Source organism: Mesorhizobium japonicum MAFF 303099 (assembly GCF_000009625.1).
Classification (GTDB): domain Bacteria; phylum Pseudomonadota; class Alphaproteobacteria; order Rhizobiales; family Rhizobiaceae; genus Mesorhizobium; species Mesorhizobium japonicum.
In genome coordinates this window covers 2,583,987-2,599,065 of record NC_002678.2, presented here as the reverse complement: position 1 = coordinate 2,599,065, position 15,079 = coordinate 2,583,987, and the positions used below count along the sequence as shown (strand labels likewise).

Sequence of the window (15,079 nt, the reverse complement as noted above, 5' to 3'; positions counted from 1 at the left end):
TTGTTTCAAGCCGCGGTTCCCCCCCCGCAGCGTTCCACTCCGGAACGGCTCGAAGGCGGTGCAGATGAATTTGGAATGCGGAGCGTTGTGAACGGGGTCGAACGAAGAGATTTCCGAGGACTGAGAAAGTCCAGACGAAACGTTGCAGCGACCCCGCTGATCGCCCCCCGGCATCGTTCGCTTCCGCTTTCGCAACGGCAGGTGTGAATTCTCGGCAGGGTTGATGAGGATGCTACTGTATTAATTACGAAATTCGTATCTGTTCGGACAAAGCGGATGCCGGGTGCCGCTGACCACGTTCCTTATCCGCGCCTACATGCTCGATCTGCCTGGAGATCTGGATCAGGCGGCGACGATCGATGGCGCCGGCGAAGGCCGGATTTTCTGGCGTATCACCATTGTTGCCTCGGCGACGCAGCGTTCGGCTGCCCCACAAATCGGCTCAAGTCAAGACGATACCGGCTTGCGGGTCGGGTATTTTGCTGACATGCTTACTTTCTAATATTTGGGGTTTCGCACTGTGGCAGGTGTTCAAATGGAAGGGCAAAAACATGGCAAAGGAATCTTCGAATTCCGCTTCTTCAGAAAAGAAGGCGGACGGAAATCTGATAGGTAACGCAGAAGGAAACGGGCTGAACTTCATGGGGGTCCAGGCTCGCGAAAGCGGGGGCTCCGGCGACGCTGTAGGTGTCGACAAGATACGTGATCTGCTGTTCGGCAACCAGATGCAGGACTATGACCGCCGCTTCTCCAAGCTTGAAGAACGGGTCTTGCAACGCTTCAAGGATGTCGAATCCGAGGCCAAGCGCAATCTCGACATGTACGAGACAAATGCAAAGAAGCAGGTCGATTCGCTTGCGGGGCAATTGCGGAACGAAAAAGATTCACGAGCCGATGCCGACAAGGAGATTGATCGGAATCTTCGCGAGCAAAACCAGGCACTTGAAAAGCAGGTGCGCGCGTTGTCGGATCAATTGAGCGCGCTTGAGCGCGACGTCGCGGACCGGATAAATCGGAACGATCATTCACTGCGTGAGGAAATCAAGCAGAAGAATGAAGGCGTTCAGATGCTGATAGAGAAAATGTTTGCCGATCTCAGCAACGTCAAGACCGACCGAAATCTTTTGGCTGGCCTGTTTGTCGAGGTTGCAAAATGTCTGAATCAGGATCCCGTCGGCAGCAAGAGCAACTCGGACCGTAGTTGGAAAGCGAGTTGATGGGACCTTGACGTCGACCGTCGACCCAATCAGCCTTCCGAAAAGAACAGCCTCGAACGATACAGAGATTGATCGCGAGGCTCTGGCTCGTCTTTTGATCGAAATTGCCCGGAACGTTGATCCGGACTACCGTGCGCGTTTCGACGGAGTTCCAAGCGCCGATCCTCGTATGGAAACGCTGCGCCAGTTGCTGGTCAGCCGCGAAATTTCAGAGCTTTCACGAGTTACGCATCTGCTGGACGAACCGGAGCAGCTCGCGGCAGCCGTGGGCGACGTTCTTCCCAGTGCGGCCGCACGAGCGCCTCATGCGCAACTCGGCGAGGCCCTTGCGCCAGCTGTCGAAAGGGCTGTGCAACGGTCGATCCAGAAGAGCCCGCGCACGCTGACGGATATATTATACCCGGTGTTTCTGCCGGCAATTCGCAAGTCGATCGGGGAAAAGATCGACCAGACCTTTCAATCGCTGAATGAAACTTTAAGGCATATATTTACTTGGCATGGGCTCAAGTGGAGATTTGAATCTTGGAGAACCGGTGCTAGCTTCTCGGAAGTTGTTCTTAAACATTCTCTTGTCTATCGTGTAGAGCATGTCTTCCTTATTAGCCGAAATTCCGGACTTTTGATAGCGCATGTAGCTGCCGACAACGCGACGAGCGAGGATCCTCAACTCATTTCTTCGATGCTTAGTGCAATTCAAGATTTTGTGAAGGACTCATTTAACGAGAAAGAACAGAGCAGTCTGGACACTATTCGTTTTGGCGACCTTCGTCTCTGGTCAGAAGTTGGACAATTTGCGACCTTGGTTTCGGTGATCCGAGGAAATCCGCCAGAGGAATTACATGAAATAGTTCGCGATGTATTGCTTCGCATCCATGAGGAATGCTCACAGGCTTTAGGGGAGTTTGACGGCGACAGTTCGCAGTTGGCCGGCGTAGAGGCGCAATTGCAGACGTGCGTTGAGCTGAAGCAGGAGGAAGCAAACCAGGGATTTCCGTGGCTGGTGGTGGTTGCAGTCCTGCTGCTTTTAGTTCCGGCAGGCGGTTGGGTCCTTCTTTCCTGGCAATCCGGGCAGCGCTGGCAGGCCTATGTGTCGCGACTGGAGACCCAGCCGGGCATCATCGTTGCCGAACAAAAGGTACGCTTTGGCCAATTCTATGTTGCCGGCCTGAGAGACCCGCTAAGCGCCGACCCGCAGTCGCTGTTGTCGGGAACGCAGGTCGATCCCGCCCGCGTTCATTCGCAGTGGAAATTCTATCAGAGCCTTGAGCCGGAGTTCGTGTTGAAGCGGCTGACGGCGTCGCTGGCTCCGCCGGATACAGTACTACTTTCGATCATCAAGGATCGCATCGTTGCCGAGGGCGAGGCTCCTGCCACCTGGATCGGCCGGGCGCAGGCCGCCGCCCAGCAGCTTTCGGCAGGCGGGCCGGTGTTCGATATCTCCGGGGTCCGTGATGTAAGCCTCGAAGAACGCGAGGCGGAGCGCTGGCAGGCCTATGTGTCGCGACTGGAGACCCAGCCGGGCATCATCGTTGCAGAGCAAAAGATACGCGACGGCCAATTCTATGTTGCCGGCCTGAGAGACCCGCTTGGCGCCGACCCGCAGTCGCTGTTGTCGGGAACGCAGGTCGATCCCGCCGGCGTTCATTCGCAGTGGAAATTCTATCAGAGCCTTGAGCCGGAGTTCGTGTTGAAGCGGCTGACGGCGTCGCTGGCTCCGCCGGATACAGTACGACTTTCGATCATCAAGGATCGCATCGTTGCCGAGGGCGAGGCTCCTGCCACCTGGATCGGCCGGGCGCAGGCCGCCGCCCAGCAGCTGTCGGCAGGCGGGCCGGTGTTCGATATCTCCGGGGTCCGTGATGTAAGCCTCGAAGAACGCGAGGCGGAGCGCTGGCAGGCCTATGTGTCGCGACTGGAGACCCAGCCGGGCATCATCGTTGCAGAGCAAAAGATACGCGACGGCCAATTCTATGTTGCCGGCCTGAGAGACCCGCTTGGCGCCGACCCGCAGTCGCTGTTGTCGGGAACGCAGGTCGATCCCGCCCGCGTTCATTCGCAGTGGAAATTCTATCAGAGCCTTGAGCCGGAGTTCGTGTTGAAGCGGCTGACGGCGTCGCTGTATCCGCCGGATACAGTGCGATTTTCGATCGTCAATGATCGCATCATTGCCGAGGGTGAGGCTCCCGACACCTGGATAGATAAGGCGCGCGCGGCGGCCCGACAGCTTTCGGCAGGCGGACCGGAATTCGACATCTCCAAGGTTCGTGATGTAAGCCCCGAAGCGCGCGCGGCGGAGCATTGGCAGTATTATGTGTCGCGACTTGAGGCCCAACCGGGAATCATCGTCGCCCAGCAAACGGAAAGGGGCGGAGATTTCTACATTTCCGGCCTGAGAGACCCGCTTGCCGCCGACCCGCAAGCTCTGCTGCACGGAACGGAGGTTGATCCCGCCCGCGTTCATTCACAGTGGCAATTCTATCAGAGCCTTGATCCGAAGTTCGTGGTGAAGCGGTTGCAGGCTTCGCTGACCCCGCCGAAATCGGTTCTGCTTTCGATCATCCAGGGTCGCATCGTTGTCGTGGGTGAGGCTCCTGCCAACTGGATCAACCGGGCGCGGGCCGCCGCCGAACAACTTTCGGCGGACGGAGTGGTTCTGGATGTCTCGCAGCTGCAGGAGCTGAACCTTGCAGAACTTAATGATTTGCGAGAGGCCATCCAGGCGACCGATATTTTCTTCTATTCCGGCAAAGTTGTGCCGGGACCAGAGCAGACGCCGGTTCTCGACAGATTGGCGGATCAAATAAAGGAATTCGCCGAAAATGCCCGCAAGTCAGGCGTAACAGCGCGGTTCATGTTAACCGGCCATTCGGACGCCACGGGGCGTGAGACGGCCAACGCGTCGATCAGCGCAGCCCGCGCCGAGACAGTTCGTGCGCTTCTCAACAAGCGCGGCGTCGCTCCGGAACTGCTGCTGGTTCGGGGCGCGGGCACCTTTGAGCCGCTGGTGCCTGAAAATAGTCAAACTGGGAGCTCCACCAATCGCCGGGTTTCGATTACGGTAAACCTGGACTAGTGGAGCTCAAGATGTTGCAAAAAAAGATCTGCATGTTGGGCGGGTTCGGTGTCGGAAAGACGAGTCTGGTTCGCAGGTTTGTACAAAGCATCTTTTCAGAAACCTACTTGACCACGGTGGGAGTGAAAATCGACAAGAAGAGCGTCGCACTCCCGGACAAAACCGTGGATCTGATTTTGTGGGATTTGGCCGGCGAAGACGATATCGGCTCATTCCGCGTCAGCCATGTGCGAGGTGCGACTGGGCTCGTGCTTGTCGTTGATGGAACCCGTGCCGCTACTCTTGCCGCGGCGCTCACGCTGCGTGAGCGAGTCGAGGCTGAATTCGGCACTATGCCGTTTGTATTGCTGTTCAACAAATCCGATCTTGCTGATCGGTGGGAAATATCGGATGGTGACATTGACAATCTGAGGCAGCTTGGATGGCAAATCTATTTAACAAGTGCGCTTTCTGGTGAGTATGTTGATGATGCGTTTCATCAACTTGCTTCGATGGTTGCCAAATAGACCATGCATAGATTGCCAAAAGAAGTCGGAAGCTGGATTTATAATTTTTTTTATAACGAGCACTCTATCGCTTATCTGAAAATTGACGCCCAGCTTTGCGTAGCTGCGAAGGGCGGTAACGTTAAACATTACGGGCTCTCATCGCTTCGCATTGGTCAGCCGGTTGCCGATCAGCTTGAATTCATGGAAGGTTTGCTGCCTTCCCCGGAGCTCCCATATCATATGGCCATGGTCGAACTGCCCAGCGGGCGTGTCGCGGACCTTCATCTTTTTGCTGACAATGCCTACGTGTGGCTGCTCTTTCTCGACGCCACCGCCGAACGCGACAATAAGCAGCGGCTTCAACAGAAGGCTTATGAAATGACGCTCCTGCAAGAGAGGGAGCGTCAACTCAACGAGAAATTACAATCGATGAACGAGGCGTTGAGGGAGAGCCAAGAGGGATTGCAGCGTGAATACCAGCGCGCCGAAACCCTGCTCCTCAACATTCTTCCGGCGTCGATCGCGGAGCGGTTAAAAGCGGACGAACAAATTGCAGACAACCACGCAGAGGTAAGTGTGCTTTTTGCCGACATCGTCGGTTTTACGGAAAGAGCGCGGAGCGTCGGAGCCGTGACGACGCTCGCTATTTTAAATTACTTCTTCAAAGCGGCGGATCGGCTGTCGGAACAATACGGCTGCGAAAAGATCAAGACAATCGGCGACTGTGTGATGGTGGTCGCCGGCCTGCCTGCTGCGCGACCCGATCATGCAGAAGCCCTCGCGCGCTATGCACTTGAACTGCGGGAGGCGGTTCAGCACGAACGCTTCGCAGGAGAACGGCTAAGGCTCAGAATTGGAATTCACTCAGGACCAATCGTCGCGGGCGTCATAGGCAAAAGGCGGTTTGCTTACGACCTGTGGGGCGAGACCGTTAATCTCGCCGCACGTATTCAAACGTCCGCGGAGCCCGATGAAATCCGTATTTCGGATGCAACACGCAGACTGCTTGGGCCAGATTTTGCTTGTGACCCACTCGCGGAAACGGAACTGCGTGGTACAGGAAGAGTGCGAATGTGGCGCCTTCCGGCTTGATTTGCCGCTTGGCAGTGCCGACCCGCTAGCATCTTGTGGTCTGTCCGTTGACGTCCGGTCACAAAGCGATCCCGGAGATCTGAGTTAACCCTGGGTGAAGCAGATCGCAGCGACAGCAAGCCCTTTGCGCTTGCCTTGAAGGCATCCTATTCTGGAGGATAGTAGCCGCTCGTGGGCATACAATGTCGGTACTGCCTTTCTTAAGAATTTACGCGCCGCTCAACGCGGTGCTGGCTGCGCCTGGGTTGCTGGCGGTGGCTGCGCTCACGATACCGGACATGTCCGGACGAAGCAGACTGGCTCTGGCTGCCCTGCTCGCTGTCATCTGGGGCGCCTATCTCCTGCAACTGGCCGCGACGCTGCTCAAGCGCCGGGCGGGAGTCGTACGGGACAGGACGCCCAAAATCGCCATCGATGTGCTCGCAGTCTTGGTTCCACTCGCCGCATTTCTGCTCGACGGCTCGCCTGACTGGAGCCTCTACTGTGCTGTCTGGCTGCTGAAACCGCTGCGCGACTCGACTTTCTTCCCGGTCCTGGGCAGGGTCCTGGCCAACGAAGCACGCAATCTGATCGGCGTCACCACGCTCTTCGGCGTCGTTCTGTTCGCAGTGGCGCTCGCAGCCTATGTCATCGAGCGCGATATCCAACCGGAAAAGTTCGGCAGCATTCCCCAGGCAATGTGGTGGGCGGTGGTCACGCTGTCCACCACCGGCTATGGGGACACTATCCCGCAAAGCTTCGCCGGCCGCGTCCTTGCCGGGGCGGTCATGATGAGTGGCATCGGCATCTTCGGACTCTGGGCCGGCATTCTTGCCACAGGCTTCTATCAAGAAGTCCGTCGCGGGGATTTCGTCCGCAATTGGCAATTGGTCGCCGCCGTGCCGTTGTTTCAGAAGCTCGGCCCGGCCGTGCTGGTCGAGATCGTGCGCGCCTTAAGAGCCCGCACGGTGCCGGCGGGCGCCGTGATCTGCCGCATTGGCGAGCCCGGCGATCGGATGTTCTTCGTCGTGGAGGGGAGCGTCAGCGTCGCGACGCCGAATCCGGTGGAGCTTGGCCCTGGCGCCTTCTTCGGCGAGATGGCGCTGATCAGCGGCGAACCGCGTTCGGCGACCGTCAGCGCCGCAACGACGGTCTCACTCCTGTCGCTGCATTCGGCGGATTTCCAGATGTTGTGCAGCAGCAGCCCGGAGATCGCGGAAATCTTCCGCAAGACCGCGCTCGAGCGTCGCGGCGCTGCGGCGAGCGCTTGACCGTTTCCTCGGCGATCAGCCCGAAATGCTGAAGGCGAAATGTTATTCCCTGCAGGCGGAAATGCTTCTCTGGCGCACCGGCTACCGTGCCGATCCGCTGAAGTTCGATGGCTCGATCAAGTCGCTTCTCACGATCTATGAGACGCATTCGCGCAGCACCTATCGGAAGCTGCGACCTGGGTCGCTCCGGCCCTACCAAGCAATTGATTACTAATCGCCTCGAATTTTTCCGATTTAACCCGCCCTTAAATCGCCGCATCTACTCTGCAACCGGAGCGCCATAGGCACCGGGGACAGCAAGCGCAGGCATGGCGAACCGCAGAGACAGCCGCATCGAGCCCAGTTTCGAGGGACCGCCACAGGCGCGATCCCAGCCGGGTCTTTCGGTGAGCGAAGAGGACCGCGTCGTGCCAAGCAACCGCAAAGCCTCCGCAAAACGCAAATCATCGAAGGCGAAATCGTCGCGCGGCGGGCGCGGCAGGAGCCGGCGCGGCCTGTTCGGCGTGCTTGGCCGGCTTTTCTACTGGTGCTTCGTGCTCGCCATCTGGGGTGGCATCGCGGTGGCCGGCGTCGTTATCTACTACGGCGCCAAGATGCCTGCGGCCACCACCTGGTCGATCCCCGACCGCGCCCCCAACATCAAGATCGTCTCGGCCGATGACCAGTTGCTGGCAAACAGGGGCATGAGCGGCGGCGAAGCCGTCGGCCTGCACGAAATGTCGCCTTACATTCCCGAAGCCGTCATCGCCATCGAGGACCGCCGGTTCTATTCGCATTTCGGCGTCGACCCGATCGGTCTGTCGCGCGCCATGGTGACCAACCTGCTCGGCGGGCATTTCTCGCAAGGCGGTTCGACGCTGACGCAGCAATTGGCCAAGAATCTGTTCCTGAAGCCTGACCGCACGCTGGAGCGCAAGGTACAGGAGGTGTTGCTGGCGCTGTGGCTGGAGCACAAGCACACCAAGGACCAGATCCTCGAAATGTACCTCAACCGGGTCTATTTCGGCTCCGGCGCCTTTGGTGTCGAGGCGGCTTCGCGGCGTTATTTCGGCAAGAGCGCGCGCGATGTCACGCTCTCGGAAGCAGCGCTGCTTGCGGGCTTGCTGAAGGCGCCGTCGCGGCTGTCGCCGGCGCGCGATCCCAAGGCCGCGGAGGAGCGTTCGCAGCTTGTGCTCGCGGCTATGCGTGAAGAGGGCAAGATCAGTGACAAGGAGTTGAAGACGGCGCTCAGCGCGCCGGCGACGCGCGCGCCGTCCTACTGGACCGGTTCGGAGAACTATGTCGCCGACACCATCATGGAAGAACTGCCAGACCTGATCGGCGACGTGCGCGGCGACATCGTCATCGATTCCACCGTCGACCTGAACCTGCAGAAGCTCGCCGAGCAGTCGATCCGCCGGCTGATCGACGAAAGCGGCAAGAAGCTCAACGTCACCCAGGGCGCGCTGGTGTCGATCGACGATTCCGGCGCGGTGCGCGCTATGGTCGGCGGCTACGACTATTCGACCAGCCAGTTCGACCGCGCCTCGGAAGCGCGCCGCCAGCCGGGCTCGGCGTTCAAGCCGTTCGTCTATATGGCGGCACTGGAAGCCGGCCGCACGCCCGACAGCATCCGCAACGACGCGCCGATCAAGATCGGCAACTGGACGCCCGACAATTACGGCGGCAAATATTTTGGCAAGGTCACGCTGGCGACGGCGCTGGCCAAGTCGCTGAACTCGGTCGCCGCGCAGCTGACGATGGAGGTCGGGCCGAACGCGGTGGTGGAAGCGGCGCACCGCATGGGCATCCAGTCCGAACTGCAGGCCAACACCTCGATCGCGCTCGGCACCTCGGAAGTGACGCCGCTGGAGCTGACGTCGGCCTATGTGCCGTTCGCCAATGGCGGCTACAAGCCCGACATCCACTTCATCCGCCGCATCACGACCGCCGAGGGCAAGGTGCTCTACGACAGCGGTGGTGGCAGCGCGCCGCGTGTCGTGAAACCCGAGATCGTCGGCATGATGAACTCGATGATGACCGGCACCGTCGAGGTCGGCACGGCCAAGAAGGCGGCCTTCGCCTGGCCGTCGGCCGGCAAGACCGGCACCAGCCAGAATTCGCGCGATGCCTGGTTCGTCGGCTACACCGCCAATCTCACCACCGGTGTGTGGTTCGGCAATGATGACGGCACGGGGATGAAGAAGGTCACCGGTGGCGCGCTGCCGGCGCAGGCCTGGCACGAATTCATGGTCGCCGCACACGAGGGCGTGCCGGTGCGGCCGCTGCCCGGCACCTGGAAATCGACGCCGGCCGACACGATCGTGCCCGACGACATACCTTCGGCCGACAACAACCAGCCAGCGCCGGTCCCGTCCGCGTCGGTTGGCCAGAAGGCGCCGTCAACACAGCCGACCCAGGCGGCAGCGCCGGCCCGTGTGGCGCGGCCTGCCCAGACCGTCGATGCCGATGGCTTCAACATGCCAGCGGATGACGGCACCACTGCTTCGGTCGGCCATCCGGTGCCGCCGGGCAATGTTGGCGGTCCGCTGAAGAAGAAACAGACCTCGATCCTGGATATTCTGGGCGGCGGCTGAAGGCTGTCGCCCCGGCGGTTCGCAGCGGCGTCAATCCGCCTCTCGCCAGCGCCACGCTGTTCGGCTACACCTCCGGCCGGAGACCGCGACATGGCTGAATTCGACACCAGAAAAACCATCGTGCTGACCGGCGCCAGCCGCGGCATCGGCCATGCCACGGTCAAACGCTTTTCGCGCGAGGGCTGGCGCGTCATCACCTGTTCGCGCCAGGCCTTTGCCGAGGATTGCCCGTGGCCGGCCGGGCCGGAAGACCACATCAAGGTCGATCTTGCCGATCAGGAAGATGTCGGCATCGCCGTCTCGGAAATCCGCCATCGGCTGGAAGCGCATGGCGGCCAGCTCAATGCACTGGTCAACAATGCCGGCATTTCGCCCAAGCTCAAGGACGGCAACAGCCGCATGAACTCGATCGACACGCCGATGCATGTCTGGCGCGACGTGTTCCAGGTCAATTTCTTCGCGCCGATCATGCTGGCGCGCGGCCTGTTCAAGGAACTGGCGACGGCCAAGGGCTCGATCGTCAACGTCACCTCGATCGCCGGCACCCGCGTGCATCCCTTCGCCGGCACCGCCTATGCGACATCGAAAGCGGCTCTCGGCTCGCTGACGCGCGAGATGGCGCATGATTTCGGCCCGCACGGCATTCGTGTGAACGCCATCGCGCCTGGCGAGATCGACACGGCGATCCTGTCGCCGGGCACGGAAAAGATCGTCGAGACGATCCCGCTCAGGCGCCTCGGCACCACGGCGGAGGTCGCCGACATCATCTTCTTCCTGTGCTCGCAGCAGGCCTCCTATGTGACCGGCTCGGAAATCCATATCAATGGCGGCCAGCACGTGTGAGCAAGCCGACTTCGGCCGGGATTGCTCATCCGGCCATGGTGAGAACAGCCTTGCCGCTGAAGCTGCGCTGCCGCAGTGCGTCCAGAGCCTGGGCGATATCCGTCCACGGCACGGTCAAGGCGACGCGGGTTTCCAGCCGGCCGGCTGCGACCAGGGCGAGCAGCGCGGCAATATCGGCGCCAATGCCAAAGCCCGAGGTGTAGTAGGCGAAGGTCTGAAGCCTCGCCCCCTCATGGCCCGGAACGAACTGGCGGAAGCCAATGGGCGTGAGCTGGCCACTGCTTGAACCGAACATGGCGATCGTCCCGCCGGGCGCGACACGTTCGATCGCGCGGGCGAGGCTTTCGCCGCCGACCGACTCGGTGATCAGCGAAAATGGTCCCTCGGCCAGCTCGATCGCCTCGACGACCTGCTCGGCTCCGAGATCGCGCAGATCCCCGGCATGCCGGGCGGCGGCGACCGCGGTCACCGAGGCACCTTGTTCGCGGGCGATCTGGATCTGGAAACGGCCGACCGCGCCGCTTGCGCCGGTGATCAGTACCCGTTGACCGGCGAGGTCACCGCCTTGGCGCAACGTCCTCAGCGCCGTCGTGCCCGCCACCGGGAGCGTGGCGGCGGAAACGAAGCTGACCTCATCCGGCAGGACGGCGAGACGGTCGGTCGGAACGGCAACACGTTCGGCCCAGCCGGCCTCGTCGACCAAAGCCACGACGCGGGCGCCCTTGGCTGGCCCGGAGCCATCGGCTGCCGCCTGTTCGACGATCCCGACGATGTCCTGGCCGGGTATCCAGCCGTCCGGGCGTATGGTGAGCAGGCGCAGTTCGCCGCGGTTCAGCGACGTTGCGTGGACGGCGACCAGAGCCTCGTTCGCGCAAGGCTGTGGCTCGTCCACTTCGGCGAGTTTCAATCTGGCAGCGCTGTCGGAAGAGATGGTGAGGGCGAGCATGGGTACACCTTGGCCAATTGGCGAGAACGACCCGAGCCTACCGATCTACGTTGACGAATAATCTAGATGTAAAGGCAATTGATCGCTAAAAGCGGTCAATCATGAGACAGCCGCTCCGCTACCCATGGCTCGATTTCGACGTCGATGACGTCCTTGCTCCGGCGATTGCCATTCGCGTCGACGTCACCGAGACCAAGGCCGAGGTGTCGCAGCATTGGCACCGCAAAGGGCAACTCGTCTTCGCGCTCAGCGGCAGCGTCACCTGCCGTGTTCCCAGCGGCCTCTGGATGGTGCCGCCGCATTGCGGCGTGTGGGTGCCAAGCCGCATGCAGCACAGCAACATCGCGACGGCCAACGCGCGGATTTTCTTCGTCTATATCGAGCCGGGCGCGGCTGAGCTGCCGGACCGGTGCTGTACGCTTTCGATCTCGCCGCTGCTGCGCGAGCTGATCATCGAATTGTCGGACTGCGCGCCTGATGACGCGCGATGCGCTTTCCTGGGAAGCGTCCTGCTTGCCGAACTGCCTGATATGCCTGTCCAGCAATTGCATCTGCCGATCTCTTCCGAGCCGCGCCTCAAGCGGATCGCGGAAGCACTGGCGAACGATCCTGCCGATCGCAGCACGCTGGCCGAATGGGGAAAACGCGTCGCGCTCAGCGAGAGCAGCCTTGCTCGTCTCGTCGTCAAGGAGACCGGCTTGAGCTTCGGCCGCTGGCGCCAGCAATTGCACTTGATCGTTGCGATAAGGGAACTGGCTTCGGGCGCAAGTGTTCAGCGCGTTTCGGGCGATCTCGGCTACGAGTCGGTGACAGCCTTCATCACCATGTTTAAGAAGGCGCTCGGCAAGCCTCCCGCACAGTATCTCAGCAGCATCGCACGGAATGGCGGCTCCGCCTTCGTGGCGTGATCAGGCGGCGGACGGTTCAGTCGCGGATGGCTTGCGACCGAGCACCTCTTCGACGATGCCGCGCGCGATTTCGCGTTCGCCCATGATCACCGTGTCGGCGCCGAGTCCCTTGAGATGCTCGACCTCGGCGTCGGAATGAGCGCGGGCGACGACGTTGATGCCGGGATTGGCGGCGCGCGCCCTGAGCACGATCTGGCCGGCCTCGAAGGCATTGGGGATGGCGAGGATCAGCCGGCTGGCGTCTTCGGGATTGGCGGCAGCGAACACTTCGGCGTTGGCGGCATTGCCAGCGACGGTTTCGACACCGTCGGCCTTCAGCTTGGCCAGCGTCTTGTCGGCGTCCTCGATGACGAGGAAGGGCAGGGCTGCTTCTTTCAGCGCCGCACCGACAAGGCCGCCGACACGGCCATAGCCGATCAGGATGGCATGGCCGGTAAGCGCCGTCTTCGGCGGCGGGCCGTCTTCCTTTTTGGCTGCCGCGGCGACCGAGGCCACCTGGCCCGGCTCGGTCGCCGGACCGACCGGCTTGGCGTCCGCCGGCGGTGCGCTCCTTGCGGCGCGGGCCTCCAGCCACGGCTTCATCCAGTCGACGACCAGGAACATCAGCGGGTTGAGCACGATCGACAGGATGGCGCCGGCCAGGATCAGGTCGCGGCCCTGTTCGGGCAAGAGTTTCAGCCCGACGCCGAGTTCGGCCAGGATGAAGGAGAATTCGCCGATCTGGGCAAGGCTGGCCGAAATCATCAAGGCGGTCGCCAGGGGATAGCCGAAGGCGACGACGATGACGAACGCCGCCAACGACTTGCCGATGACGATGATGGCCAGTGTCGCCAGGATCGGCAGGCCGTTGCTGAGCAGGCTGAACGGATCGAACAGCATGCCGACGGAGACGAAGAACAGCACCGAAAAGGCGTCGCGCAGCGGCAGCGATTCTTCGGCCGCGCGGTGGCTGAGCTCGGATTCGCTCATGATCATGCCGGCGAAGAAGGCGCCGAGCGCCAGCGAGACGCCGAATAGTTTCGCCGCGCCGAAAGCGACGCCGAGCGCAATGGCCAGCACCGAGAGACGAAACAGTTCGCGTGACCCGGTATGGGCGACGTAGTGCAGGATCCACGGAATAACCCGGCGGCCGACCACCAGCATGACGACGACGAAGGCCGCGACCTTGGCGAGCGTGATGCCGACGACGCCCCAGATGCCGTAGCTGGCGGGCAGCGACAGCAGGCCGCTCAACTGCACATCCGCCTGTTCCTGGCCACCGAGCACGCCGGCAAGGGCCGGCAGCAGCACCAGCGCCAGCACCATGGCCAGATCCTCGACGATCAGCCAGCCGACGGCGATGCGGCCGCGTTCGGTCTCGATCAGCCGGCGTTCCTGAAGCGCGCGCAGCAACACCACGGTCGAGGCGACCGACAGTGCCAGGCCGAACACCAGCCCGGCGCCCATCGACCAGCCGAGCATCCAGGACAGTCCGGCGCCGAGTGCCGTGGCAAAGCCGATCTGGACGATGGCGCCGGGCACGGCGATGGCGCGAACCGACAGCAGGTCCTTCAGCGAGAAATGCAGGCCGACGCCGAACATCAAGAGGATGACGCCGATCTCGGCCAGTTCATTGGCAAGGCCGGCATCGGCGACGAAACCGGGCGTATTCGGCCCGACCAGCACACCGGCTACGAGATAGCCGACCAGCGGCGGAATGCGGAAACGGTTGGCGAGAGCCCCGAAGACGAAAGCCAGCCCCAGACCGGCGACGATGGTGGCGATAAGGGGCGTGTCATGCGGCATTGTCTATGGAGCGCCTTTCAAGCTGGGGATGTCGGATGTGCGCCGCCCGAGGCCGCCGCCTGTTTTGCAATATGGTGGAAGTGGTGACGGTGATGCAACCCGCAGGGTGCGAAAATCGACGGTTCGGCGGCAAATGCTCGACCGGCGGCCGAGAGGCCGCCGGTCCGGTTTGCGCTCACTGGCATTGGCCTTGGGATCCATAGCCAGTAGTCAGGCTGCTTGCAGCATGGCCTCGATCTCGGAGATGGCGTGGTTGGTCATGGTTTTTGGAATTTCAGCCGTCACCTTGTCACCGACCGCCTTGTGCAGCTTCTTGCGCATGGCGCCGAGCATCACCGGCGGGGCGACAAGCACTATGCTGTCGAACTCACCACCATGGGCGAGCTTGTAGAGGCGGGCCGCGATCTCTTCCGCGAAGCGTTCCTTGCCGATACGGTGCCAGTCGGTATCCTCGACGGCGCTGCGGTGCACGGATGGGCCGTCATTGTACCGGCCGGGGCTGTCGCTTCCCTGTTCGCGGGTGGGCGGGTTGTCCTGTTCCATCACCTGCACGACTTCGAGATTTGGAAACTTGTTGTCGCCGGCATTCTTGAGCAAGAGCGCTTTTTCACCGTCGGCCACCAGGACCCAGATGCCGTGCCTCAGTTTGATCGTTTCCATGAAAGCGCTCCTTTTTGATGAATGGCTACGCTTCGGAACGCGTTTCAACCCGGCAACGTTCCCACCTCCCTACTGCGAAGCGACGGGGGTGCCGCCGGCGGTTGAACAGGCGATCGGTAAGTGGGCGACATTAATCTACTGAATTGGTAGAAATTAGAAAAAACTGTTTTGCTAGATAAAGGGCAGGTGGCTAAAAAGACCTGAAATCAAGGCCCGCTTCAGCAGCTTGAATCCGTCCGCA

Annotated in this window: 13 protein-coding genes and 1 pseudogene; 10 read left to right on the top strand and 4 right to left on the bottom strand. The window is 61.2% G+C overall.

Translation table 11 applies throughout. The features are described 5' to 3' along the window. Positions 1 to 28: 28 nt before the first annotated feature. A pseudogene (locus MAFF_RS41430) lies at positions 29 to 228 on the bottom strand (IS6 family transposase); the annotation flags it as partial. 55 nt (positions 229 to 283) lie between these two features. Between MAFF_RS41430 and MAFF_RS40630 the strand changes: the two are divergent. From MAFF_RS40630 to MAFF_RS13735, 9 genes are all read left to right on the top strand, one after another. Continuing rightward, entirely contained in the window at positions 284 to 502 is a 219-nt protein-coding gene (locus MAFF_RS40630) for a hypothetical protein (protein ID WP_010911529.1), read from the top strand. A gap of 49 nt (positions 503 to 551) precedes the next feature. After that, a complete protein-coding gene (locus MAFF_RS13770) occupies positions 552 to 1,217 on the top strand; it encodes a hypothetical protein (protein ID WP_032933771.1) in 666 nt (221 codons plus the stop codon). A 7-nt stretch (positions 1,218 to 1,224) separates the two neighbouring features. Then, positions 1,225 to 4,290 carry an OmpA family protein gene (locus MAFF_RS13765; RefSeq protein ID WP_044548322.1) on the top strand — a complete coding sequence of 1,022 codons (3,066 nt, stop codon included), beginning with the start codon at positions 1,225 to 1,227 and terminating at the stop codon, positions 4,288 to 4,290. Positions 4,291 to 4,301: 11 nt separating this feature from the next. Continuing rightward, positions 4,302 to 4,796 (top strand): Rab family GTPase, encoded by a 495-nt coding sequence (locus MAFF_RS13760; RefSeq protein ID WP_032933769.1) that lies wholly within the window; start codon positions 4,302 to 4,304, stop codon positions 4,794 to 4,796. 3 nt (positions 4,797 to 4,799) lie between these two features. Further along, positions 4,800 to 5,870, top strand: a complete 1,071-nt coding sequence (locus MAFF_RS13755) for an adenylate/guanylate cyclase domain-containing protein (RefSeq protein ID WP_010911525.1) — start codon at positions 4,800 to 4,802, stop codon at positions 5,868 to 5,870. A 182-nt stretch (positions 5,871 to 6,052) separates the two neighbouring features. After that, positions 6,053 to 7,120 carry a cyclic nucleotide-gated potassium channel gene (locus MAFF_RS13750; RefSeq protein ID WP_010911524.1) on the top strand — a complete coding sequence of 356 codons (1,068 nt, stop codon included), beginning with the start codon at positions 6,053 to 6,055 and terminating at the stop codon, positions 7,118 to 7,120. 25 nt (positions 7,121 to 7,145) lie between these two features. Then, positions 7,146 to 7,334 carry a hypothetical protein gene (locus tag MAFF_RS13745; protein WP_010911523.1) on the top strand — a complete coding sequence of 63 codons (189 nt, stop codon included), beginning with the start codon at positions 7,146 to 7,148 and terminating at the stop codon, positions 7,332 to 7,334. A 94-nt stretch (positions 7,335 to 7,428) separates the two neighbouring features. Next, positions 7,429 to 9,696: a transglycosylase domain-containing protein gene (locus MAFF_RS13740; RefSeq protein WP_010911522.1), complete on the top strand. Its 2,268-nt coding sequence runs from the start codon at positions 7,429 to 7,431 to the stop codon at positions 9,694 to 9,696. Positions 9,697 to 9,786: 90 nt separating this feature from the next. Further along, positions 9,787 to 10,539 carry an SDR family NAD(P)-dependent oxidoreductase gene (locus MAFF_RS13735; protein ID WP_010911521.1) on the top strand — a complete coding sequence of 251 codons (753 nt, stop codon included), beginning with the start codon at positions 9,787 to 9,789 and terminating at the stop codon, positions 10,537 to 10,539. A gap of 25 nt (positions 10,540 to 10,564) precedes the next feature. Here MAFF_RS13735 and MAFF_RS13730 read toward each other — a convergent pair whose 3' ends face one another. After that, on the bottom strand, positions 10,565 to 11,485 hold the full coding sequence (locus MAFF_RS13730) for a zinc-binding dehydrogenase (RefSeq protein WP_010911520.1): 921 nt from the start codon (positions 11,483 to 11,485) through the stop codon (positions 10,565 to 10,567). 101 nt (positions 11,486 to 11,586) lie between these two features. Between MAFF_RS13730 and MAFF_RS13725 the strand changes: the two genes are divergently transcribed. After that, a complete protein-coding gene (locus MAFF_RS13725) occupies positions 11,587 to 12,393 on the top strand; it encodes an AraC family transcriptional regulator (protein WP_010911519.1) in 807 nt (268 codons plus the stop codon). On the opposite strand, the gene MAFF_RS13720 is transcribed toward MAFF_RS13725, so the two are convergent. Further along, positions 12,394 to 14,178 (bottom strand): cation:proton antiporter, encoded by a 1,785-nt coding sequence (locus MAFF_RS13720; RefSeq protein ID WP_010911518.1) that lies wholly within the window; start codon positions 14,176 to 14,178, stop codon positions 12,394 to 12,396. It abuts the gene before it with no gap. A 210-nt stretch (positions 14,179 to 14,388) separates the two neighbouring features. Beyond that, positions 14,389 to 14,838 (bottom strand): host attachment protein, encoded by a 450-nt coding sequence (locus MAFF_RS13715; protein WP_010911517.1) that lies wholly within the window; start codon positions 14,836 to 14,838, stop codon positions 14,389 to 14,391. Positions 14,839 to 15,079: the final 241 nt, after the last annotated feature.